Raw genomic sequence first — 20,312 nt, forward strand, 5'->3', positions numbered from 1 at the left:
GTGACGACGTTGTTGGATGTGCCGCAGCCATCGCGGGCAAGCCCGCTCCCACAGGGGCAGCGTCGTTTTCGGGAATAGGATAAAGGGCTGTGAGGGCCGGCAGCAGAACTGCCAGCCCCGTCACAAATCCGCAGGGTCTGATTCGATCATCAAACCCGGTGGGGCTCAGGCGTCGGGCGTCTGATCTTTCGGTGCATCGGATGCATCAACATCATCATCGGTCGCCACTTCACCGTCAGGGTTCAGTGCCGCTTCTTCAGCGGTTTGCTTCTTGCGCTGAAGCTTTTCCTCTTTCTTCTGTTCCTTTGCCAGGTCTCGTTGACGTTTGGCGAAGGAGTAATTGGGTTTGGCCATGGGCGATCCTCTGGGGTCGAAGGTGAGGTTGAGCGGCGCGTATTCTGCCCTGTATCGGTGTCCGGGGGTTAACCGGGTTTTTGGTCGACCCACTTGGGCGTGACGGTCGGCTGCCACTGATCGAGGGCGTCGAGCAGGGAATCTGGCGATTCGCTCACTTGCAGCATGTCACGGTGTGGCGCGCGAACGAAGCCTTCGCCGACGATATGATCGAGAAAAGCCGTGAGTTTGCTGTAGAAACCGTTCACTTCCAGCAGCCCCAAAGGCTTGCCGTGGTAGCCGAGCTGGCCCCAGGTCCAGACTTCGAACAGCTCTTCCAACGTGCCAAGGCCGCCGGGCAGGGCGATGAACGCGTCGCTTAGCTCAGCCATCCGCGCCTTGCGCGCATGCATGCCGTCGACCACCTCCAGGCGCGTCAGGCTTTTGTGGCCGATCTCCTTGTCCATCAGGCTTTGCGGAATGATGCCGATCACTTCGCCGCCAGCGGCGAGCGCGGCATCAGCGACAATGCCCATCAAACCGACGGCACCACCGCCGTAGACCAGCGTCAGATTACGCTCGGCCAATGCCCGGCCGAGGGCCACGGCAGCTTCGGTGTAAGCCGGCACGGTACCGGCGTTGGCACCGCAAAACACACAAACGGATTTCAGCGACATGCGTTACTCCTGAGTCGATCAGTCGCACAGGGTAACGGCTGGCACGCTGCGCTCCAAGGACTAGACTTCGCGTTCGGGTGATTCAAAAGTGCCGCTGGCGCCACAAGCGTAGGCGGCGAGCAAGCTGCACAACAGGCCGTTAAAGAACATGATTGGCACTCCGTTTCAGTAGGTGGGCCGATCATAGGCCTGGCCCAACGAAATGGCCGTTAGATTGTGTCGATGAGTGTCATAGCCTGAAAGTTGTATACAATTTTTGACTCAAGTCATATGAACTTGCGATGATTTCAGGCAGTCTTTCCACCACTAGTGTTTTTGTTAACCCTGCCTTGGAGATTCACCATGTTTTCCAAAGTTGTTGCGGTATCCCTGCTGGCGCTGGCCAGCAGCCAATTGATGGCTGCCGAGTGCAAAACCACCGTTGATTCCACCGATCAGATGACCTTCAACACCAAGGAAATCGTGATCGACAAGAGCTGCAAGACCTTCACCGTCGAACTGACCCACTCCGGCAGCCTGCCGAAGAACGTCATGGGCCATAACCTGGTGATCAGCAAAGAAGCTGACATGCAGCCGATCGCTACCGACGGCCTGGCAGCGGGTATCGACAAGAACTACCTGAAGGACGGCGACGCCCGCATCATCGCCCACACCAAGATCATCGGCGCCAAGGAAACCGACTCGGTGACCTTCGATGTGGCCAAGGTAGCTGACGGTGGCTACGGCTTCTTCTGCTCGTTCCCTGGCCACATCTCGATGATGAAAGGCACCATCGTCGTCAAGTAATCAGGGCCAATGTGGGAGCGAGCCTGCTCGCGAAGAGGCCATCCGCTTCACTGATGGCCAAAGAAAAAGCCCGCGGAGGATCGCTCCTCAGCGGGCTTTTTCATGCCGTTGAAAAATCAAGGCGCAAACGGCATGACCCGCTTGTGATGAGTCTTGTTGTACGTATCGACGATGATCTTCGCCGCCTCGTCCCGCACCGTTTCCCCGTGCAGAAACGCATCGATCTCGGCATAGGTCACGCCGTGCGCCGCTTCGTCCGGCTTGCCCGGTGACAAGTCTTCGAGGTCAGCCGTCGGCACTTTCTCGACCAATGACTCCGGCGCGCCAAAACTGCGGGCAATGGCGCGCACCTGATTTTTCACCAGGCCGCTGAGCGGGGCGAGGTCGCAGGCGCCATCGCCGAATTTGGTGAAGAAACCCATCACTGCTTCCGCCGCGTGGTCGGTGCCAATCACCAGGCCGCCCGCCACCCCGGCAATCGTGTACTGCGCCACCATGCGCATACGCGCCTTGGTATTGCCCAGCACGAAGTCGACCGACGCTGCCGGCTTGCCTTCGAACGCCGACACTTGAGCTGCCAGCGCCTTGACCGCCGGGCCGATGTTCACGGTGTGGATTTCGTCAGGGGCGATGCAGTCGAGCGAGGCCTTGGCGTCGTGCTCGTCGAACTGGGTTTCGTAGGGCAGGCGCACGGCGATGAATTTGTAGCGGTCGTCGCCGGTTTTTTCGCGCAGTTCACGCACCGCGCGCTGGGCCAGGAGGCCGGCGGTCAGTGAATCGACGCCGCCGCTGATGCCCAGCACCAGGGTCTTGAGCCCGGAATTGACCAGACAATCCTGAATGAACGTCAGGCGCCGGGCGACTTCGGCCTGCAGGGCCTGATCGTCGGCGAACGGTGGTTGCACCTTGAGCTGCTCAGCAATCTCACGCTGTACGGCTTGCATGAATTCACTCCTTGCTAGATAGACTGGATTCGGCAGGAACCTGAAACACATGTCGCAAATAGGCGACGAAATTCGGATCTTTGCAATGGGTCTTGCCAGGCTCGTCGGAGATCTTCGCCACCGGCTGGCCGTTGCAGGCGGTCATTTTAAGCACGATGCTCATCGGTTCGACACCCGGGATATCGCAGGTGAGGTTGGTACCGATGCCGAAGCTCACATTGATGCGACCGTGCAGCGCGCGGAAAATCTCCAACGATTTCGGCAGGGTCAGACTGTCGGAGAACACCAGGGTCTTGCTCATCGGGTCGATGCCAAGCTTGTGGTAGTGCGCGATGCACTTTTCGCCCCACGCCACCGGATCCCCGGAATCGTGGCGCAGGCCATCGAAGAGCTTGGCGAAGAACAGATCGAAATCGCCAAGAAACGCATCGGTAGTGATGCAGTCGGTGAGGGCGATGCCGAGCAGACCGCGATACTCGCGCACCCAGCAATCGAGCGCGGCGATCTGGCTGTCGATCAGGCGCGGGCCGAGTTGCTGATGGGCCATGATCCACTCGTGAGCCATGGTGCCCAGCGGTTTCATGTCCAGCTCGCGGGACAGATGCACGTTGCTGGTACCGACGAAACGCCCCGGGAAGTCATGCTTGAGGACGTTGACCACTTCGGCCTGGACGCCAAAGGAAAAGCGCCGGCGCGTGCCGAAATCGGCAACCTGCAATTGCGACAGCTCATCGGCCGAAGCATTGGCGGTCAGCCAGTCGAACTTGCGATACAGCTGTTCGCGTGCCTGCTCCAGCGAAGTCTCCCGGTAGCGATAGCGATTGCGCACTTCACTGACGATCGCCAGCAGCGGCACTTCGTAGAGAATCACATGCAGCCACGGCCCGCGCAGGCGGATGAACAACTCGCCATTCTCGATGCCGGTGTGCAGGTAGCGCAGGTTGAAGCGGAACAGGCCAAGGAAGCGCAGAAAATCCGGTTTCAGAAAGCTGATGCGCTCGAGAAAACTCAACTGATCGGCACTCAGGCTCAGCTCGGCCAGACGCTCGATCTGATGACGAATCTCGGCCAGATACGGACGCAGATCCTCGGCGTTGCGGCAGCGGAATTCCCATTCGACTTCGACGTTGGGGTAGTTGTGCAGCACCGCCTGCATCATCGTCAGCTTGTAGAAGTCGGTGTCGAGCAGGTTCTGCACGATGCGATCGGCAAACACACTCTCGCTCATAAACGGGTCTCCAGTTGCGCCGCGCCTGGCGCGGTCTATATCGATGGCGCTAGTGGCGCATATCAGGTGCAAGGATTGCCAGCAGTTTTTCACGCCACTGCAAACCCTGTGGGAGCGAGCTTGCTCGCGAAAGCGGTGTGTCAGATAAAGATGATGTGGCTGATCTGACGCTTTCGCGAGCAAGCTCGCTCCCACAAAGGGGCCAAAAAGGGCTAGGTGGATTTCAAGCCGGGCTGTCGATCTGCTCCAGCATCCATTTCACAAAATCCCGCACCTTCGGCACTTCCGCCGCGTGCTCCGGGTAGGCCAGGTAATAGGCATCGCTGCTGGGCATCGCATGCTGCCAGGGTATGACCAGTTTGCCTTCGGCCAATTCCTCTTCCACCAGAAACCGCGGCAGCAGCGCAACGCCACAACCGACCTGGGCGGCGCGGATGCACATATAGAAGGTTTCGAAACGCGGCCCGTGGTAGCTGTGTTCGGTGTGGTAGCCCTGACTGTCGAACCAGTCGTGCCAGGCCTGCGGTCGCGAGGCATTTTGCAGCAGCACCAGGTCGGTGAGTTGCGTCGGGTCAGTGAATGGCGTGTCCGGCAGGCTGCCCGGGGCGCAGACCGGTACCAGTTGTTCGCCGAACAGTTTCAGGCATTCGGTGCCCGGCCGCGAAGCCTGGCCGAAATAGAAGGCCAGATCGCTGCGCCCCTGCAACAGATCGTCGGCTTCCTGTTCGTTGCACAGATCCAGATGAATCGACGGATGGCGCAGGCGCCAGCCTTTCAGGCGCGGCACCAGCCAACGGGCGCCGAAGGTCGACGGGGTGGAAACGCGCAGGACTTCGGTTTCGCCGCCGTAGGAACGCAGGTAATGCGTCGACATCTCCACTTGGCTGAGGATTTTTCTGACCTCGACCAGATACAAATCCCCGGCCGGTGTCATCTGCAAACGCCGACGCACGCGGCGGAACAGCAAGTGCTGCAACAGTTCTTCAAGCTGCGCGACCTGTTTGCTCACCGCACTCTGGGTCAGGTTCAGCTCTTCGGCGGCGCGGGTAAAACTCAGGTGCCGGGTCACGGCCTCGAAGCATTGCAGCGCGGTGATCGAGGGCAAGTGGCGTTTGTTCAGCATGGCCAGTCCTTTTTCTTGTCTTTCGCTAGGCAGCATGAATAAACGGAATGATATCTGGCGTAAAGGTCGTTTGTTGCATCGCCGCAGTGAGGCTACAACTAAAGGCCTGCCCGGCCATGCAAAGGATGGCCGCACACATTCTGTTTTTGCTTGAGGAGAGACCGATGGTAGCCGCATTGCTTGATCGTCTGGGAGTCAACCCGGCCCTGTACCAGAACGGCAAGGTGCCGGTGCATTCGCCCATCGATGGCAGTGAAATTGCCTCGGTGAACTGGGAGGGCGCTGCCGAAGTCGAGCAGCACATCAGTCGCGCAGATCATGCATTCGAGCAATGGCGCAAGGTGCCGGCGCCGCGTCGCGGTGAGCTGGTGCGCCAGTTCGGTGAAGTGTTGCGCGAGTACAAGGCCGACCTTGGCGAGCTGGTATCGTGGGAGGCCGGCAAGATCACTCAGGAAGGTCTGGGTGAAGTGCAGGAGATGATCGACATCTGCGACTTCGCCGTCGGCCTGTCGCGCCAGTTGTACGGTCTGACCATCGCCTCCGAGCGCCCGGGCCACCATATGCGTGAAACCTGGCATCCGCTTGGCGTGGTCGGCGTCATCAGCGCGTTCAACTTCCCGGTCGCAGTGTGGGCGTGGAACACCACCCTGGCGCTGGTCTGCGGCAACCCGGTGGTGTGGAAGCCGTCGGAGAAAACTCCGCTGACCGCGCTGGCCTGTCAGGCGCTGTTTGATCGCGTAGTGAAAAATTTCAGCGATGCCCCGGCGAGCCTGTGCCAGGTGGTGATCGGCGGACGCGATGCCGGCGAAGCGCTGGTCGATGATCCGCGTGTTGCGCTGATCAGCGCCACCGGCAGCACGCGCATGGGCCGCGAAGTGGCGCCGAAAGTCGCCGCGCGTTTCGCCCGCAGCATTCTTGAGCTGGGCGGCAACAACGCGATGATCCTCGGCCCGAGCGCCGATCTGGATATGGCGGTGCGCGCGATTCTGTTCAGCGCCGTCGGCACCGCCGGGCAACGCTGCACCACCTTGCGCCGTCTGATTGCCCATGAGTCGGTCAAGGAAGAAATCGTCACTCGCCTCAAGGCTGCCTATTCGAAAGTACGCATCGGCCATCCGCTGCAAGGCAATCTGGTCGGCCCGCTGATCGACAGGCACAGCTTCGAAAACATGCAGGATGCGCTGGAACAGGCGCTGAGCGAAGGCGGCCGGGTATTCGGCGGCAAGCGCCAACTGGAAGAGCAATTCCCCAACGCCTACTACGTATCGCCGGCCATCGTGGAAATGCCCGAGCAGAGCGACGTGGTCTGCAGCGAAACCTTCGCGCCGATTCTCTACGTGGTCGGCTACAGCGATTTCGAAGAAGCGCTGCGCCTGAACAACGCCGTGCCGCAAGGCCTGTCATCGTGCATCTTCACCACCGACGTGCGTGAGGCCGAGCGGTTCATGTCGGCGGTCGGCAGCGACTGCGGCATCGCCAACGTCAACATCGGCCCGAGCGGTGCGGAAATCGGCGGTGCATTTGGTGGCGAGAAAGAGACCGGCGGCGGCCGTGAATCCGGCTCCGATGCCTGGCGCGCGTACATGCGCCGGCAGACCAACACCGTCAATTACTCGCTGGAATTGCCGTTGGCGCAGGGCATTACATTCGATTAAGCAGCTACAAGCTTCAAGCTACAAGCGTCAAGCAGACCGGCTTGCAGCTTGTAGCTTGTGGCTTGCGGCTGCTCCGACAGGAGCTTGGCAATGCCGTTACGCGAAGAATGTCTGTGGGAAACGCTCACGCCACAACGCCCGGATAACACCGCGCTCAGTGGCGAGGTCAAGGTCGATGTCTGCGTGATCGGCGCCGGGTTCACCGGGTTGTCAGCGGCGCTGCATCTGCTGGAAAAAGGTAAAAGCGTCTGCGTGCTGGAAGCGCATCGCGCAGGGCATGGTGGCTCCGGGCGCAACGTCGGGCTGGTCAACGCCGGCATGTGGATTCCTCCGGACGAGATCGAAGCCGGGTTCGGCGAGGCGGTCGGCAGTCAGCTCAACCGCATGCTCGGTGCGGCGCCGGCGCTGGTGTTCAGCCTTGTGGATAAATACGCCATCGATTGCCAATTGCGCCGCGAAGGCACTTTGCACATGGCGCATAACGCCAAGGGCGAGGCGGATCTGCGCAGTCGCGAGCAGCAATGGAAACGTCGTGGCGCGCCGGTCGTACTGCTGACCGGCAAGGCCTGCGAGCAAGCCACCGGCACGCAGAAAATCGCCGCCGCGTTGCTTGATCGCCGCGCCGGCACGCTCAATCCGATGGCCTATGTCACCGGGCTGGCCAATGCCGTGCGCGGGCTCGGCGGGCAGATGTTCGATCATTCGCCAGTGACTCGCCTCGAGCGCATCGGGCAGAACTGGTCGGTGCAAACCGCCCAGGGTTCGGTACTCGCCGAACAAGTGGTCATCGCCTCCAATGCTTACACCGAAGGCGACTGGACCGAACTCAAGCGCAATTTCTTTCCCGGTTATTACTACCAGGTCGCCTCGGTGCCGCTCAGCGAAGACGCTGCGCAGGAAATTCTCCCGGGCGGGCAGGGCTCGTGGGACACCCGTCAGGTATTGAGCAGCATCCGTCGCGACAAGGACGGGCGCCTGTTGCTTGGCAGCCTCGGCAATGGCAATCAAAAACCGACGTGGTTTCTCAAGGCCTGGGCTGATCGGGTGCAGCAGCATTACTTCCCCAATCTGAAGCCGGTCGAGTGGGAATGCACCTGGACCGGGCGCATTGCGTTTACCCCTGATCACCTGATGCGGCTGTTCGAGCCCGCGCCCGGACTGGTAGCCGTCACCGGTTATAACGGTCGCGGCGTCACCACCGGTACGGTGGTCGGCAAAGCCTTCGCCGATTACCTGTGCAACGGCGATCCGCAGGCACTGCCGATTCCCTTCGCACCGATGCAGCCCCTGGCCGGTGTGGGCTTGCGCAGTTGCCTGTACGAAGCCGGGTTTTCCCTGTATCACGCGGGCCAGTGCCTGCGCATCGTCATTTGAGTGTTGAAATTTGTTGCCGCAAGCGGCGCTTTTGCATCCAGCGACTAGCCTGTAATGGTGCGGGTTGTAGCAGTCCCGCACCAGCAGTGTGCAGTTCGGTGACGCGTGCTGTTACAGGCTGGTTGCACGTCGTTTGCCGCTGCGGTTGCAATGATGGCGCGTGCGGGTTGCGCCTGAAGAAACAAATGGTTTCACCTTCCGCGGTTTAGACGGTTGCACGCCCAATGAAAATGGGACCGAAACAGTCGAAATAACAACAACGCAGCGACTTTTTGAAGAATAAAAAACCGATGGCACGGGCCTTGCTCTGAGCTTTGAGTGAAGTGAAGTCGCAGTGCCAACTAAAAAAAACCTTGGAGCACCACCTCATGTCCCAGACGTTTTACAAGAAAGGCTTTCTGGCCCTCGCAGTCGCTACTGCGCTGGGTGTTTCTGCGTTTGCTCAAGCTGATATCAAGATCGGTGTAGCGGGTCCGATGACCGGTGCCAACGCGGCATTCGGCGAGCAGTACATGAAGGGTGCACAGGCGGCGGCCGATGCGGTCAACGCGGCGGGTGGCGTCAATGGGGAAAAAATCGTCCTGGTCAAAGGCGACGACGCCTGCGAACCGAAGCAGGCAGTGACGGTCGCCAAGGACCTCACCAACCAGAAAGTCGCCGGCGTGGTCGGGCACTTCTGCTCCTCGTCTACCATTCCAGCCTCGGAAATCTACGACGAAGCCGGGATCATCGCGATCACCCCGGGCTCGACCAACCCGCAAGTTACCGAGCGTGGCCTCAGCGCCATGTTCCGTATGTGCGGACGTGACGACCAGCAAGGCATCGTTGCCGGCGACTACATCGTCGACATGCTCAAGGGCAAGAAAGTCGTCGTGCTGCACGACAAGGACACCTACGGCCAAGGCCTGGCGGACGCCACCAAGGCTCAGCTGGAAAAACGCGGCGTCAAGCCTGTGCTGTACGAAGGCCTGACCCGCGGCGAGAAAGACTTCAGCACCATCGTTACCAAGATCCGTGGCGCCGGCGCCGATGTCGTCTACTTCGGCGGCCTGCACCCGGAAGCCGGTCCACTGGTTCGCCAGCTGCGCGAACAAGGTCTGAAAGACGTCAAGTTCATGTCCGACGACGGCATCGTGACCGACGAGCTGGTGACCACCGCTGGCGGCCCGCAATTCACCGACGGCGTGCTGATGACTTTCGGCGCCGACCCGCGCCTGTTGCCTGAAAGCAAGACCGTAGTGGACGCGTTCCGCAAGGCCGGCACCGAGCCTGAAGGCTACACCCTGTACGCCTACGCCTCGGTTCAGACCCTGGCGGCAGCGTTCAACGGTGCCAAGTCCAACAAGGGTGAAGAGGCTGCGGCCTGGCTGAAGAAAAATCCGGTGAAAACCGTGATGGGCGAAAAAACCTGGGACTCCAAGGGCGACCTGAAAGTCTCCGACTACGTGGTTTACCAGTGGGACAAGGACGGCAAATACCACCAGCTGGAAAAGCAGAAGTAAGGGCTGAAGCGATCACTCGGCTCACTTGAAACCCTGTGGGAGCGGGCTTGCCCGCGATGGCGTCAGGTCAATCGACACACAAGTTGGCTGATCCACCGCTATCGCTGGCAAGCCAGCTCCCACAGGATTCAGTGGCGATCGGGCTGATCACGCTCCGACATTGCTCCGACGTACATCTGTATTTTTCCTAGAAGAACCGCGCACCCTTGGTGCGCAGGTTCTCACTGCGTGAGATTGCGTTATGGATGGTATTTTCCTGCAGCAACTGGTCAATGGCCTGACCCTCGGGTCGGTCTATGGCCTGATCGCCATCGGCTACACAATGGTCTACGGCATCATCGGCATGATCAACTTCGCCCACGGTGAGGTTTACATGATTTCCGCTTACCTGGCGGCAATCAGTCTGGCTCTGCTGGCTTACTTCGGTATCGAATCCTTCCCGCTGCTGATGCTCGGCACGCTGATCTTCACCATCGTCGTCACGGCGGTGTATGGCTGGGTCATCGAGCGTGTTGCCTACAAACCCCTGCGTAACTCGACCCGCCTGGCGCCGCTGATCAGCGCTATCGGTATTTCGCTGATTCTGCAGAACTATGCGCAGATCGCTCAGGGCGCCAAACAACAGGGCGTGCCTACGCTGCTGACCGGTGCCTGGCGTGTTGAAGTCGGCACCGGCTTCGTACAACTGACCTACACCAAAGTCTTCATCCTGATCGCCGCGTTCGTCGGCATGGGGCTGCTGACCTACGTCATCAAATACACCAAGCTCGGCCGCATGTGCCGTGCGACCCAGCAAGACCGCAAGATGGCCTCGATCCTGGGGATCAACACCGACCGGGTGATTTCCTATGTGTTCATCATCGGTGCAGCCATGGCGGCACTGGCCGGTGTGCTGATCACCATGAACTACGGCACGTTCGACTTCTATGCCGGCTTCATCATCGGCATCAAGGCGTTCACCGCAGCGGTTCTGGGCGGCATCGGTTCACTGCCCGGCGCGATGCTCGGCGGGATCATCCTTGGCATCTCCGAGTCGCTGTTCTCCGGTCTGGTCAACTCCGACTACAAAGACGTGTTCAGTTTCTCGCTGCTCGTCCTCGTACTGGTCTTCCGGCCGCAGGGCCTGTTGGGCCGTCCTCTTGTGTCGAAGGTGTAAGCGATGTCTGCAACCACTGAAAAATCCATCGATATCAAAAAAAGTCTGGTCGAGGCGATTCTTGCCGGCCTGATTGCGCTGATCGTGTTCGGGCCGATTGTCGGCGTGGTCCTCGACGGCTACAGCTTCAACCTCGAAGCGACCCGCGTGGCGTGGATCATTGCCATCGTCATGGCCGGTCGCTTTGCCCTCAGCCTGTTCCTGCAAACGCCCAAGGGCCTGAAGATCCTCGACGGGTTCGAGAGCAGCGGTTCCGGTGTGCACGTGCTGCCGGCGGACTACAAATCGCGGCTGCGCTGGATCATCCCGCTGATCATTGTGCTGGCGATCATCGTGCCGTTTGTTTCCAACTCCTATTTGCTCGGCGTGGTCATCCTCGGTTTGATCTACGTGTTGCTGGGGCTGGGGCTGAACATTGTGGTCGGTCTGGCCGGGCTGCTCGACCTTGGTTACGTGGCGTTCTACGCCATCGGTGCCTACGGTCTGGCTTTGGGTTATCAATATCTGGGTCTGGGTTTCTGGACCGTGCTGCCGCTGGCGGCAATCACCGCAGGCCTGGCGGGCTGCATTCTCGGTTTCCCGGTGTTGCGTCTGCACGGTGACTATCTGGCGATCGTGACCCTGGGCTTCGGCGAAATCATTCGTCTGGTGCTGAACAACTGGCTGTCCCTGACCGGCGGCCCGAACGGCATGCCGGCGCCACTGCCGACGTTCTTCGGCCTGGAGTTCGGCAAGCGGGCGAAGGATGGCGGAGTACCGTTCCATGAGTTCTTCGGTCTGACCTACAACCCCGACGTGAAGTATTACTTCATCTACGCAGTGCTGTTCCTGGTGGTGCTGGCGGTGCTGTACGTCAAGCATCGGCTGGTGAAGATGCCGGTCGGTCGCGCGTGGGAAGCGCTGCGTGAAGATGAAATCGCCTGCCGCTCGATGGGTCTCAACCATGTGCTGGTCAAGCTCTCGGCGTTCACCATCGGTGCGTCGACGGCGGGTCTGGCCGGGGTGTTCTTCGCCACCTATCAAGGCTTCGTCAACCCGACCTCGTTTACCTTCTTCGAATCGGCGCTGATCCTCGCCATCGTCGTGCTCGGCGGCATGGGCTCGACCATTGGCGTAGTCATCGCCGCGTTTGTGCTCACCGTCGCTCCGGAACTGCTGCGCGGCTTCGCTGAATACCGCGTGCTGCTGTTCGGCATCCTGATGGTGTTGATGATGATCTGGCGACCACGCGGGCTGATCCGCATCAGCCGCACCGGGGTCAAACCACGCAAAGGTGCCATTCACTACGAGAGGACTGCGCCATGAGTGAAGTCGTACTCTCTGTTGAAAAACTGATGATGCATTTCGGTGGCATCAAGGCGTTGAGCGATGTCAGCCTGAAGGTCAAACGCAATTCGATCTTCGCCCTGATCGGACCCAATGGTGCCGGCAAGACCACGGTGTTCAACTGCCTGACCGGTTTCTACAAGGCCACGGGCGGCAAGATCGAACTCAACGTGCGCGGCCAGCAGACCAACGTCATCCAGTTGCTGGGCGAGTCGTTCAAACCGACCGATTTCGTCTCGCCGAAATCCTTCCTCAGCCGCATGTACTACAAGATGTTCGGCGGTACTCACCTGGTGAACCGTGCAGGTCTTGCCCGTACGTTCCAGAACATTCGCCTGTTCAAGGAAATGTCGGTGCTGGAAAACCTGCTGGTGGCGCAGCACATGTGGGTCAACCGCAACATGCTCGCCGGCATCCTCAACACCAAGGGCTATCGCAAGGCCGAGAGCGACGCGCTGGATGTCGCGTTCTACTGGCTGGAAGTGGTCGATCTGGTCGACTGCGCCAACCGTCTCGCCGGTGAACTCTCGTACGGCCAACAACGCCGTCTGGAGATCGCTCGGGCCATGTGCACGCGGCCGCAGATCATCTGCCTCGACGAACCGGCCGCCGGCCTCAACCCTCAGGAAACCGAAGCGCTCAGCGCGATGATCCGGCTGCTGCGCGACGAGCACGATCTGACCGTGGTGCTGATCGAACACGACATGGGCATGGTCATGAGCATTTCCGATCACATCGTGGTTCTCGACCACGGCATCGTCATCGCCGAAGGCGGGCCGGAAGCGATCCGCAACGATCCGAAAGTGATCGCGGCCTATCTGGGCGCCGACGAAGAGGAGCTGGCATGAGTCAACCGATCCTCGAACTGCGTAATCTGGACGTCTTCTACGGCCCGATCCAGGCGCTCAAAGGCGTTTCCCTGCAGATCAACGAAGGCGAAACCGTCAGCCTGATCGGCTCCAACGGTGCCGGCAAGTCGACCTTGCTGATGTCGATCTTCGGCCAGCCACGGGCGGCGGGCGGGCAGATTCTCTATCAGGGCGTCGACATCACGCAGAAGTCCTCGCACTACATCGCCTCCAATGGCATCGCGCAGTCACCGGAAGGGCGGCGGGTTTTCCCCGACATGACCGTCGAGGAGAACCTGCTGATGGGCACCATCCCGATTGGCGACAAGTACGCCAAAGAGGACATGCAGCGCATGTTCGAGCTGTTTCCGCGGCTTGAAGAACGGCGCAATCAGCGGGCGATGACCATGTCTGGCGGTGAACAGCAGATGCTCGCCATCGCCCGTGCGCTGATGAGCCGGCCGAAGCTGTTGCTGCTCGATGAGCCGAGCCTGGGTCTGGCACCGATCGTGGTGAAACAGATTTTTGCCACCCTGCGCGAGTTGGCCAAAACCGGCATGACCATCTTTCTGGTCGAGCAGAACGCCAACCATGCGCTGAAGCTGTCGGACCGGGCATATGTGATGGTCAACGGCGAAATCCGTCTGACCGGCACAGGCAAAGAGCTGCTGGTGAATGAGGAGGTGCGTAACGCCTATCTGGGCGGGCACTGATTCTTCTCGCGGTTGTACACAGCCCCGGCGACGAGAGTCCCGGGGCTTTTTTATTTTTTGGAATCCACCACAGGTAAATTGGGTAATTCCCGAAATTGTGGAAAACAAATTCCCCAAGCTGCCAAAGCGCGACATATAGACGCTGCAAATGGCTGTTTTTCCACAGTTTTGACTTGTCCCCGGTTACTGTGGAACTGGCTGTGAATAACGTGGGTGTATATGGTTGCAGGCCTTGTAATCCGTGGTCTCCAGGCTTGTGATTGTTTTTTGATCAGTCAGTTTCAGGCAGGCGTGAGGCGCCATTGTCAACCTTTTTATAGCGCATCCAGGTCGGGTACTGTTGTGTGTAAAAGCCTGTGGATAAGTCTGTGACTAAACTCTGGAAAGACCTCGCGGAGCGCCGTAATTGCTGGCCTCGCGCAATCACCCGGTTGCACCGTCCGTCGTGCAAAATGCCCTGTCCCGCACATCCCCCGCCTCACGGTCAAGCAAAAAACTTTCCATTTCGCCCGCAAAGCCTTGTGTGGCGCGGCTTTGCGCGTTTGCACTTGCCCCCGGAAACTGTGGAGCAGACTGTGGATAACATGCGTGCACATGGCTACAGGCCACGCTGGCCAAGGCCTTGGCAGGTCTGGTTGATTTTTGTACAGCTGGCAAGTGTTGCCCGTATCCGCGAGGGCGGGCATGCTGCCTGCTGATTTTCTATTCCAAGGGCTGCCGTGGCGGCCGAAGCAAGGAGAACACGATGTCCGACACCCTGTTTATCACCGGCGCGACGTCCGGTTTTGGTGAAGCCTGTGCCCGGCGTTTTGCCGAGGCTGGCTGGAAGCTGGTCCTGACCGGCCGTCGTGAAGAACGCCTCAATGCCCTGTGCGCCGAACTGTCGAAGCAGACCGAAGTGCATGGTCTGGTCCTCGATGTGCGTGATCGCAAGGCGATGGAGGAGGCAATCGCCAACCTGCCGCCGTCGTTCGCCAAACTCCGTGGCCTGATCAACAACGCTGGCCTGGCGCTCGGCGTCGACCCTGCGCCGAAATGCGATCTGGATGACTGGGACACCATGGTCGACACCAACGTCAAAGGCCTGATGTACGCCACCCGCCTGCTGCTGCCTCGGCTGATCGCCCACGGCCGTGGCGCCGGTATCGTCAACCTCGGTTCCATCGCCGGCAACTATCCGTACCCGGGCAGCCACGTGTACGGCGCGAGCAAAGCCTTCGTCAAACAGTTCTCGCTGAACCTGCGTTGCGATTTGCAGGGCACTGGCGTGCGGGTCAGCAACATCGAGCCCGGCCTGTGCGAAAGCGAGTTCTCGCTGGTGCGTTTCGCCGGTGACCAGGAACGCTACAACGCCACTTACGCTGGCGCCGAGCCGATCCAGCCGCAGGACATCGCCGAGACGATTTTCTGGGTGATGAACACCCCGGCGCACATCAACATCAACAGCCTGGAGCTGATGCCGGTGAGCCAGACCTGGGCCGGGTTTGCCATCGAGCGTAACAAGGCTTGATACCGCGCTGAGGCCAATCGCTGGCAAGCCAGCTCCCACAGGTCACCGGTGAACACAAATCTTGTGAGGTACTCGGTCTCTGTGGGAGCTGGCTTGCCAGCGATGAGGTCGGCACAGGCAAAACAAGTCGATAAGCTAAACTCCTCATTCAACCATCAGGCCGCACCCCGCGGCGCTCAAGGTTTCATGAGGAGTTCAAGTGAGTAACCGAGGTGAGCAGGCACTGCTCAAACAATCGACGCTGCTGATGCTGGCGGTGTCGATTGCCGGGATCGTCACCGGTTTTGTTTCAGGTTCGCAATCCATCCTGTTCGATGGCTTTTTTTCGCTGATCGCGACATTCATCAAAATCCTGATGCTGATCACCGCCCGGCTGATCGCCAAGCAAAGCAATCAGCGTTTCCAGTTCGGCTTCTGGCATCTGGAACCGATGGTGTTGCTGATCGAGGGCAGCTTCCTGCTGTTGATCGCCATCTACGCCTTTCTCAACGGCGTGTTCGGCATCATCAATGGTGGTCGTGATATTGAGTTGGGTCTGGTGATCGTCTATGCGGCGGTGTTTACCGTCGTCGAGTTCGCCTACTTCTTTTACGTGCGCCGGCGTAATCGCACGCTCAAATCCAGCCTCATCCAGTTCGACAACATCAGTTGGCTGGTCGACGCGATGCTCTCGGTGGGGTTGTTGATCAGTTTCCTCGCCGCGCTGCTGCTCAAGTCCCAAGGCTATGGCGAGTGGGCGGTGTATGTCGACCCGCTGATCCTCATCGTACTCGCGCTGACCATGCTGCCCCCGGCGTTGAAGATCCTCGGCCCGGCATTGCGTGATGTGCTGGGAATCGCCCCGGACACGCTGGATGAGCAGGTCAGGCAGGTCATGGAGGTGGCGAAGGTCGAGCATGGTTTCGACGATTACGTGTCCTACGTGCAAAAGCACGGTCGGGCGCGGTTCATCGAAATTCATGTGGTGTTGCCGGCAGATTATCCGCTGCGCGATGTCGCGCAGCTGGACGCGCTACGTGAGCAGATATCGGCGCAGTTGGGTGAACCGGATGCGGCGAGGTGGCTGACGATCAGCTTCACCGGGGACAAGAAGTGGATTGCCTGATCTGATCCGGATGTCTGCTGAGAACACAGTAACCCTCTAGCCCCAAATCCTGCTTTGCACGAGTCAGCGAAGATATTCAGCCAGTCCGCTATAACAAGTCGCCAAATGATAAGGCGTAGTCGAAGGCATGTCCTTGCGGCTGACCTCCCCATTTTCATCCCGACACTCATGCCAGCCGCCGGCATGCAGAAACCGCTGCTGCAACGCCTGCAACTGGCGCAGCACCACCGCTTCGCTGTCCGCCCGCAAGGTCAGCGCACGCAGGTATTCGGCCTGAGCCCAGATGCGCTGGGTCGAATCCCTCGGCCGTCCATTGCCATCCAGATCGAGCATCGCCCGTACCGCGCCGCAGGACTCCAGCACGCCGTACTGCTCGGTGAAGGCAAATGCCCGATCCAGCGCCCGGTGCAGTTTCGAATCGCGCAACAGCGCCGACGATTGGAGCAGGAAATACCATTCGAACTGGTGCCCCGGCTCGTACCAGTTATCCACAGCGCCCAGCGGCTTCTCCATCAACACGCCATATTGCGGATCGACGAACTGCTTGTGCATGGCTGTGCATAACTCAAGCAGGGCCTTCTGCGTTTGCGGGTCTTCACGCACGGCGAGGGTCGCCAGAAAAGCTTCGGCCAGATGCATCAGCGGATTTTGCAGTGGCCCGGTTTGCAGGGTGAGCCAGTCACGCTCAAGGCAGGCTTCGTACAAACCGTCGCCGGTGGCGAATCGGCGGCCGATGATTTCCAGCGCGGCGTTCAATGTCGACTCGGCCAGCGAATCCCGGGACTTGTCCCAGTAATGCGCGCAGGCGAACAGGATGAAGGCGTGGGTGTAGAGATCCTTGCGCTGGTCCAGCGGCTTGCCCTGTGCGTCGATGCTGTAGAACCAGCCGCCATGCTCGGCATCGTGGAAGTGCCGTTGCAGGGAACGGAACAGCGCGGCGGCGCGGACTTCGGCGTTATCCACAACCCCGATCAGGCTGGAGAACAGATACAGCTGGCGTGCGCAGGCCATCGCCCGATAGCGTTGCGCTGGCAACGGCTGGTGTGTAGCGTCCAGCGCCTCATAGGGCAACGCCATGTCGGCATTCCAGCCCGGGCCTTGCCACAGCGGCACGATCACGTCGAGGAAGTGCTGCTGCACTTGGCCAAACAGGGCGGTCAATTCGGGCAGGGCGGTGGAGCGGGAAGCGTGGGGCATGGGCGGGCGTCACGGGCTGGGGCGATTGCGCGACATGGTAGCAGAGAGGCAGCCTTTAAAGGTTTGGTGTCTGATCGGCCGTCATCGCTGGCAAGCCAGCTCCCACAAGGAAATTGAGTGTTCACACAATTGTGGACTTACCCAATAACCTGTGGGAGCTGGCTTGCCAGCGATGAGGCCGGCTCAGGCGATAGAGATTAGCCTGCCAGCAACCACACCCCAGTCGCCGCCGAAGCCGCACCCGCCAACCGCACCAGCGGCGCCGCTGCCTGCGGAAGAACTCGCACCACGCCATAACCGAGCGCATGCAAAACCGCCGTCGCGGCCACAAACCCGGCCGCATACGCCCACGGGCTGCTCATTTCCGGCAGCTCCAGCCCATGCGCCACGCCATGGAACAGCGCAAACAGCGCCGTCGCTGCCACCGCCATCACCAGCGGTGGACGTACCGCCAGTGCCACTGCCAGTCCCAGCGCCAAGACCGATGCGGCAATCCCGCTTTCCAGCGCCGGCAACTCCAGCCCTTCAAAACCGAGCAGGCCGCCCAGCAGCATGGTGCCGACAAACGTGCACGGCAGCGCCCAGCGCGCCGCGCCTTGTTGCTGCGCCGCCCACAAACCGACGGCGAGCATTGCCAGCAAATGGTCGAGCCCGCCGATCGGGTGGCTGATGCCCGCGATGAGGCCGCTATCGCCATGCCCTGGGTGAGCGAAGGCCAGCGCCGGTGTCAGCAGCAACGCCAGAGCGCCAAGAATGCGTTTGAGTGTCATGGATAAGCTTCCTTGTGGATAAGTGGATCAGGCGGCGGTCAGCAGGCCCTGACGTTCGATGAAGGCGATGATTTCTGCGAGGCCCTGACCGGTTTTCTGGTTGCTGAACACGAACGGCTTGCCGTTGCGCATGCGTTTGGTGTCGCTGTCCATCATTTCCAGCGAGGCGCCCACCAGTGGCGCGAGGTCGATCTTGTTGATCACCAGCAGGTCGGACTTGCAGATCCCCGGGCCGCCCTTGCGCGGCAGCTTGTCGCCGGCGGAGACGTCGATCACGTAGATGGTCAGATCCGACAGCTCCGGGCTGAAGGTCGCCGAGAGGTTGTCGCCGCCGGACTCCACCAGAATCAGATCCAGCCCGGGAAAACGACGGTTCAGTTGGTCGACCGCTTCAAGGTTGATCGAGGCGTCTTCGCGGATCGCCGTGTGCGGGCAGCCGCCGGTTTCCACGCCGATGATCCGCTCCGGCGCGAGGGCTTCGTTGCGCACCAGGAAATCGGCGTCTTCGCGGGTGTAGATGTCGTTGGTGACCACGGCGAGGTTGTAGCGCTCGCGCAGGGCCAGGCATAGGGCGAGTGTCAGCGCAGTTTTGCCGGAACCGACCGGGCCGCCGATGCCGACGCGCAGAGGTTGTGTGTTCATGTGATTCTCCAAAGTAGACGGGCCCTAGGAACGGAACAGACGGCTGTACTGGCGCTCGTGGGCCATGCACGCCAGAGACAGGCCAAACGCGGCGCTGCCGATGTGTTCGGGATTTATGCGGGTCGCATCGTGCTGCGCCTGTTGCAGCAGTGGCAGCAGTTCGCTGGTCAGGCGCTGGGCGGCTTGCTGGCCCAACGGCAGGGTCTTCATCAACACGGCGAGCTGGTTTTCCAGCCAGCTCCACAGCCACGCGGCAAGAGCGTCCTGCGGGCTGATGCCCCAGGCGCGTGCTGCCAGTGCCCAGCACAAGGCCAGGTGCGGTTCTGTGGTCTGGTCAAGAAAGTCGCGGGCAGGCGCGTCGAGTTCCGGCAAACCGTTCAACAACTGCTGCAAGGAGTAACCCATCTGCCGGCTCTCCAGATGCAACTCGCGGGTTTCGCGGCTGGCGCGGTGGCTCTCGCAGAGTTGTCGTAATTCGGCCCAGTTTTCATCTGCTGCGGCTTGGCAATGCGCCAACAGCAGCGGCGCTTCGAAGCGGGCGAGATTGAGCAGCAGTTGATCGCTGATCCAGCGGCGAGCGGCGTCAGGGTTGTGGACCCGGCCGTTATCCACCGCCATTTCCAGACCCTGGGAATAGCTGTAGCCGCCAATCGGCAGTTGCGGACTGGCCAGACGCAGCAGCGCCCAGGCCGGATTCACAGGCGCACGCCGAACTGGTGAAGTTTTGGCGCGTAGTTGAAGTCTTCATCACCGTGGCGGGAATGATGATGGCCGCCGCCGTAAGCGCCGTGTTCCGGCTGGAACGGCGCTTCGATAGCCTCGACCCGGGCGCCGAGCTGTTCGAGCATCGCTTTGAGCACGTAATCGTCGAGCAGGCGCAGCCAGCCGTCGCCGACTTGCAGGGCGACATGGCGGTTGCCGAGGTGATAGGCCGCGCGCGTCAGTTCGAACGCATTGGCGCACGTGACGTGGAGCAGTTGTTCGGGACGGGCGCAGACGCGCACGACACGGCCGTCTTCGGCCTGCAGACATTCGCCGTCATACAGCGGTGGCTGGCCGCGCTCCAAAAACAACCCAACGTCTTCGCCTTCGGCACTGAAACAGCGCAAACGGCTTTTGCTGCGCGCTTCGAAGGTCAGGTGCAGCTCGGCGGCCCAGACGGGTTGAGGGTCGATTCTGCGATGAATCACCAGCATCGGAAAGCTTCCAGCAATGAACGTTGATTGGGCTAGAGCAAGCGCCGCGCCAATCGGGCGATCTGTAGGAAATAGCTGTCGGCGCGTGGCTGATCTTTCAACAGGTGCGGCGATTATGGAAGGTTTTGGTGCATGAAGGATTTGTCATGCACCAAAGCGAGGCCATGACGGATGTTCAATGTGGGAGCGAGCCTGCTCGCGAATGCGCGGTGTCAGACAGATGTATT

General features: G+C 60.4%; 20 protein-coding genes. 10 read left to right on the forward strand and 10 right to left on the reverse strand.

The genetic code is table 11. The annotated features are described in order from the left end of the window. Nucleotides 1–165 precede the first annotated feature (165 nt). Both F8N49_RS13030 and F8N49_RS13035 read right to left on the reverse strand, forming a co-directional pair. The gene (locus tag F8N49_RS13030; RefSeq protein ID WP_016771927.1) at nt 166–354 is read right to left on the reverse strand and encodes a hypothetical protein; all 189 of its coding nucleotides are present in this window, start codon (nt 352–354) and stop codon (nt 166–168) included. A 68-nt stretch (nt 355–422) separates the two neighbouring features. After that, nucleotides 423–1,010, reverse strand: a complete 588-nt coding sequence (locus tag F8N49_RS13035; RefSeq protein ID WP_024011379.1) for a TIGR00730 family Rossman fold protein — start codon at nt 1,008–1,010, stop codon at nt 423–425. A gap of 342 nt (nt 1,011–1,352) precedes the next feature. Between F8N49_RS13035 and azu the strand changes: the two genes are divergently transcribed. After that, nucleotides 1,353–1,796 (forward strand): azurin, encoded by a 444-nt coding sequence (gene azu / locus F8N49_RS13040; RefSeq protein ID WP_076565430.1) that lies wholly within the window; start codon nt 1,353–1,355, stop codon nt 1,794–1,796. A 116-nt stretch (nt 1,797–1,912) separates the two neighbouring features. Here the strand turns inward: azu and nadE are convergent, their stop codons facing one another. From nadE to F8N49_RS13060, 3 genes are all read right to left on the reverse strand, one after another. Continuing rightward, entirely contained in the window at nt 1,913–2,740 is an 828-nt protein-coding gene (gene nadE / locus F8N49_RS13045) for an ammonia-dependent NAD(+) synthetase (protein ID WP_110602760.1), read from the reverse strand. Between the two features lie 4 nt (nt 2,741–2,744). Further along, on the reverse strand, nt 2,745–3,968 hold the full coding sequence (gene pncB / locus F8N49_RS13050; protein WP_024011382.1) for a nicotinate phosphoribosyltransferase: 1,224 nt from the start codon (nt 3,966–3,968) through the stop codon (nt 2,745–2,747). Nucleotides 3,969–4,191: 223 nt separating this feature from the next. Beyond that, complete coding sequence (locus F8N49_RS13060) at nt 4,192–5,091, reverse strand: LysR family transcriptional regulator (RefSeq protein ID WP_151551671.1); 900 nt, start codon at nt 5,089–5,091, stop codon at nt 4,192–4,194. 164 nt (nt 5,092–5,255) lie between these two features. On the opposite strand from F8N49_RS13060, the gene F8N49_RS13065 reads away from it, so the two are divergent. From F8N49_RS13065 to F8N49_RS13110, 9 genes are all read left to right on the forward strand, one after another. After that, nucleotides 5,256–6,746, forward strand: coding sequence for an aldehyde dehydrogenase family protein (locus F8N49_RS13065; protein ID WP_151551673.1), 1,491 nt, complete (start codon nt 5,256–5,258; stop codon nt 6,744–6,746). Between the two features lie 90 nt (nt 6,747–6,836). After that, the gene (locus F8N49_RS13070) at nt 6,837–8,120 is read left to right on the forward strand and encodes an FAD-binding oxidoreductase (protein WP_122751707.1); all 1,284 of its coding nucleotides are present in this window, start codon (nt 6,837–6,839) and stop codon (nt 8,118–8,120) included. 368 nt (nt 8,121–8,488) lie between these two features. Next, nucleotides 8,489–9,622 (forward strand): ABC transporter substrate-binding protein, encoded by a 1,134-nt coding sequence (locus tag F8N49_RS13075; RefSeq protein ID WP_016771919.1) that lies wholly within the window; start codon nt 8,489–8,491, stop codon nt 9,620–9,622. 241 nt (nt 9,623–9,863) lie between these two features. Then, nucleotides 9,864–10,778: a branched-chain amino acid ABC transporter permease gene (locus F8N49_RS13085; protein ID WP_016771918.1), complete on the forward strand. Its 915-nt coding sequence runs from the start codon at nt 9,864–9,866 to the stop codon at nt 10,776–10,778. A 3-nt stretch (nt 10,779–10,781) separates the two neighbouring features. After that, nucleotides 10,782–12,083, forward strand: a complete 1,302-nt coding sequence (gene livM, locus F8N49_RS13090; protein ID WP_016771917.1) for a high-affinity branched-chain amino acid ABC transporter permease LivM — start codon at nt 10,782–10,784, stop codon at nt 12,081–12,083. After that, entirely contained in the window at nt 12,080–12,952 is an 873-nt protein-coding gene (locus F8N49_RS13095; RefSeq protein ID WP_151551675.1) for an ABC transporter ATP-binding protein, read from the forward strand. The genes livM and F8N49_RS13095 overlap by 4 nt, the downstream gene beginning before the upstream one ends. Continuing rightward, nucleotides 12,949–13,665, forward strand: coding sequence for an ABC transporter ATP-binding protein (locus F8N49_RS13100; RefSeq protein WP_016771915.1), 717 nt, complete (start codon nt 12,949–12,951; stop codon nt 13,663–13,665). The genes F8N49_RS13095 and F8N49_RS13100 overlap by 4 nt, the downstream gene beginning before the upstream one ends. Before the next feature lie 745 nt (nt 13,666–14,410). Further along, nucleotides 14,411–15,175, forward strand: a complete 765-nt coding sequence (locus F8N49_RS13105) for an SDR family oxidoreductase (protein ID WP_016771914.1) — start codon at nt 14,411–14,413, stop codon at nt 15,173–15,175. A 199-nt stretch (nt 15,176–15,374) separates the two neighbouring features. Next, on the forward strand, nt 15,375–16,280 hold the full coding sequence (locus F8N49_RS13110; RefSeq protein ID WP_122601492.1) for a cation diffusion facilitator family transporter: 906 nt from the start codon (nt 15,375–15,377) through the stop codon (nt 16,278–16,280). Nucleotides 16,281–16,343: 63 nt separating this feature from the next. Here the strand turns inward: F8N49_RS13110 and F8N49_RS13115 are convergent, their stop codons facing one another. The 5 genes from F8N49_RS13115 to ureE form a co-directional block, all read right to left on the reverse strand. Further along, a complete protein-coding gene (locus tag F8N49_RS13115) occupies nt 16,344–17,477 on the reverse strand; it encodes an AGE family epimerase/isomerase (RefSeq protein ID WP_151551677.1) in 1,134 nt (377 codons plus the stop codon). Between the two features lie 197 nt (nt 17,478–17,674). Continuing rightward, the gene (locus F8N49_RS13120) at nt 17,675–18,247 is read right to left on the reverse strand and encodes a HupE/UreJ family protein (RefSeq protein WP_125917516.1); all 573 of its coding nucleotides are present in this window, start codon (nt 18,245–18,247) and stop codon (nt 17,675–17,677) included. A 27-nt stretch (nt 18,248–18,274) separates the two neighbouring features. Further along, entirely contained in the window at nt 18,275–18,889 is a 615-nt protein-coding gene (gene ureG, locus F8N49_RS13125) for an urease accessory protein UreG (protein WP_073471723.1), read from the reverse strand. A gap of 24 nt (nt 18,890–18,913) precedes the next feature. After that, on the reverse strand, nt 18,914–19,588 hold the full coding sequence (locus F8N49_RS13130; protein WP_071174255.1) for an urease accessory protein UreF: 675 nt from the start codon (nt 19,586–19,588) through the stop codon (nt 18,914–18,916). Next, nucleotides 19,585–20,085: an urease accessory protein UreE gene (ureE, locus tag F8N49_RS13135; RefSeq protein WP_016771908.1), complete on the reverse strand. Its 501-nt coding sequence runs from the start codon at nt 20,083–20,085 to the stop codon at nt 19,585–19,587. Before ureE ends, F8N49_RS13130 begins: the two co-directional genes overlap by 4 nt. Nucleotides 20,086–20,312: the final 227 nt, after the last annotated feature.

Origin of the sequence: Pseudomonas sp. GXM4, assembly GCF_008923895.1 — a bacterium.
GTDB classification, from domain to species: domain Bacteria; phylum Pseudomonadota; class Gammaproteobacteria; order Pseudomonadales; family Pseudomonadaceae; genus Aquipseudomonas; species Aquipseudomonas atacamensis.

Excerpts from the sequence above, each read along its gene's own strand:
- F8N49_RS13030 (WP_016771927.1), bottom strand. The coding sequence starts at position 354 with ATGGCCAAACCCAATTACTCCTTCGCCAAACGTCAACGAGACCTGGCA.
- F8N49_RS13035 (WP_024011379.1), bottom strand. The coding sequence starts at position 1,010 with ATGTCGCTGAAATCCGTTTGTGTGTTTTGCGGTGCCAACGCCGGTACC.
- azu (WP_076565430.1), top strand. The coding sequence starts at position 1,353 with ATGTTTTCCAAAGTTGTTGCGGTATCCCTGCTGGCGCTGGCCAGCAGC.
- nadE (WP_110602760.1), bottom strand. The coding sequence starts at position 2,740 with ATGCAAGCCGTACAGCGTGAGATTGCTGAGCAGCTCAAGGTGCAACCA.
- pncB (WP_024011382.1), bottom strand. The coding sequence starts at position 3,968 with ATGAGCGAGAGTGTGTTTGCCGATCGCATCGTGCAGAACCTGCTCGAC.
- F8N49_RS13060 (WP_151551671.1), bottom strand. The coding sequence starts at position 5,091 with ATGCTGAACAAACGCCACTTGCCCTCGATCACCGCGCTGCAATGCTTC.
- F8N49_RS13065 (WP_151551673.1), top strand. The coding sequence starts at position 5,256 with ATGGTAGCCGCATTGCTTGATCGTCTGGGAGTCAACCCGGCCCTGTAC.
- F8N49_RS13070 (WP_122751707.1), top strand. The coding sequence starts at position 6,837 with ATGCCGTTACGCGAAGAATGTCTGTGGGAAACGCTCACGCCACAACGC.
- F8N49_RS13075 (WP_016771919.1), top strand. The coding sequence starts at position 8,489 with ATGTCCCAGACGTTTTACAAGAAAGGCTTTCTGGCCCTCGCAGTCGCT.
- F8N49_RS13085 (WP_016771918.1), top strand. The coding sequence starts at position 9,864 with ATGGATGGTATTTTCCTGCAGCAACTGGTCAATGGCCTGACCCTCGGG.
- livM (WP_016771917.1), top strand. The coding sequence starts at position 10,782 with ATGTCTGCAACCACTGAAAAATCCATCGATATCAAAAAAAGTCTGGTC.
- F8N49_RS13095 (WP_151551675.1), top strand. The coding sequence starts at position 12,080 with ATGAGTGAAGTCGTACTCTCTGTTGAAAAACTGATGATGCATTTCGGT.
- F8N49_RS13100 (WP_016771915.1), top strand. The coding sequence starts at position 12,949 with ATGAGTCAACCGATCCTCGAACTGCGTAATCTGGACGTCTTCTACGGC.
- F8N49_RS13105 (WP_016771914.1), top strand. The coding sequence starts at position 14,411 with ATGTCCGACACCCTGTTTATCACCGGCGCGACGTCCGGTTTTGGTGAA.
- F8N49_RS13115 (WP_151551677.1), bottom strand. The coding sequence starts at position 17,477 with ATGCCCCACGCTTCCCGCTCCACCGCCCTGCCCGAATTGACCGCCCTG.
- F8N49_RS13120 (WP_125917516.1), bottom strand. The coding sequence starts at position 18,247 with ATGACACTCAAACGCATTCTTGGCGCTCTGGCGTTGCTGCTGACACCG.
- ureG (WP_073471723.1), bottom strand. The coding sequence starts at position 18,889 with ATGAACACACAACCTCTGCGCGTCGGCATCGGCGGCCCGGTCGGTTCC.
- ureE (WP_016771908.1), bottom strand. The coding sequence starts at position 20,085 with ATGCTGGTGATTCATCGCAGAATCGACCCTCAACCCGTCTGGGCCGCC.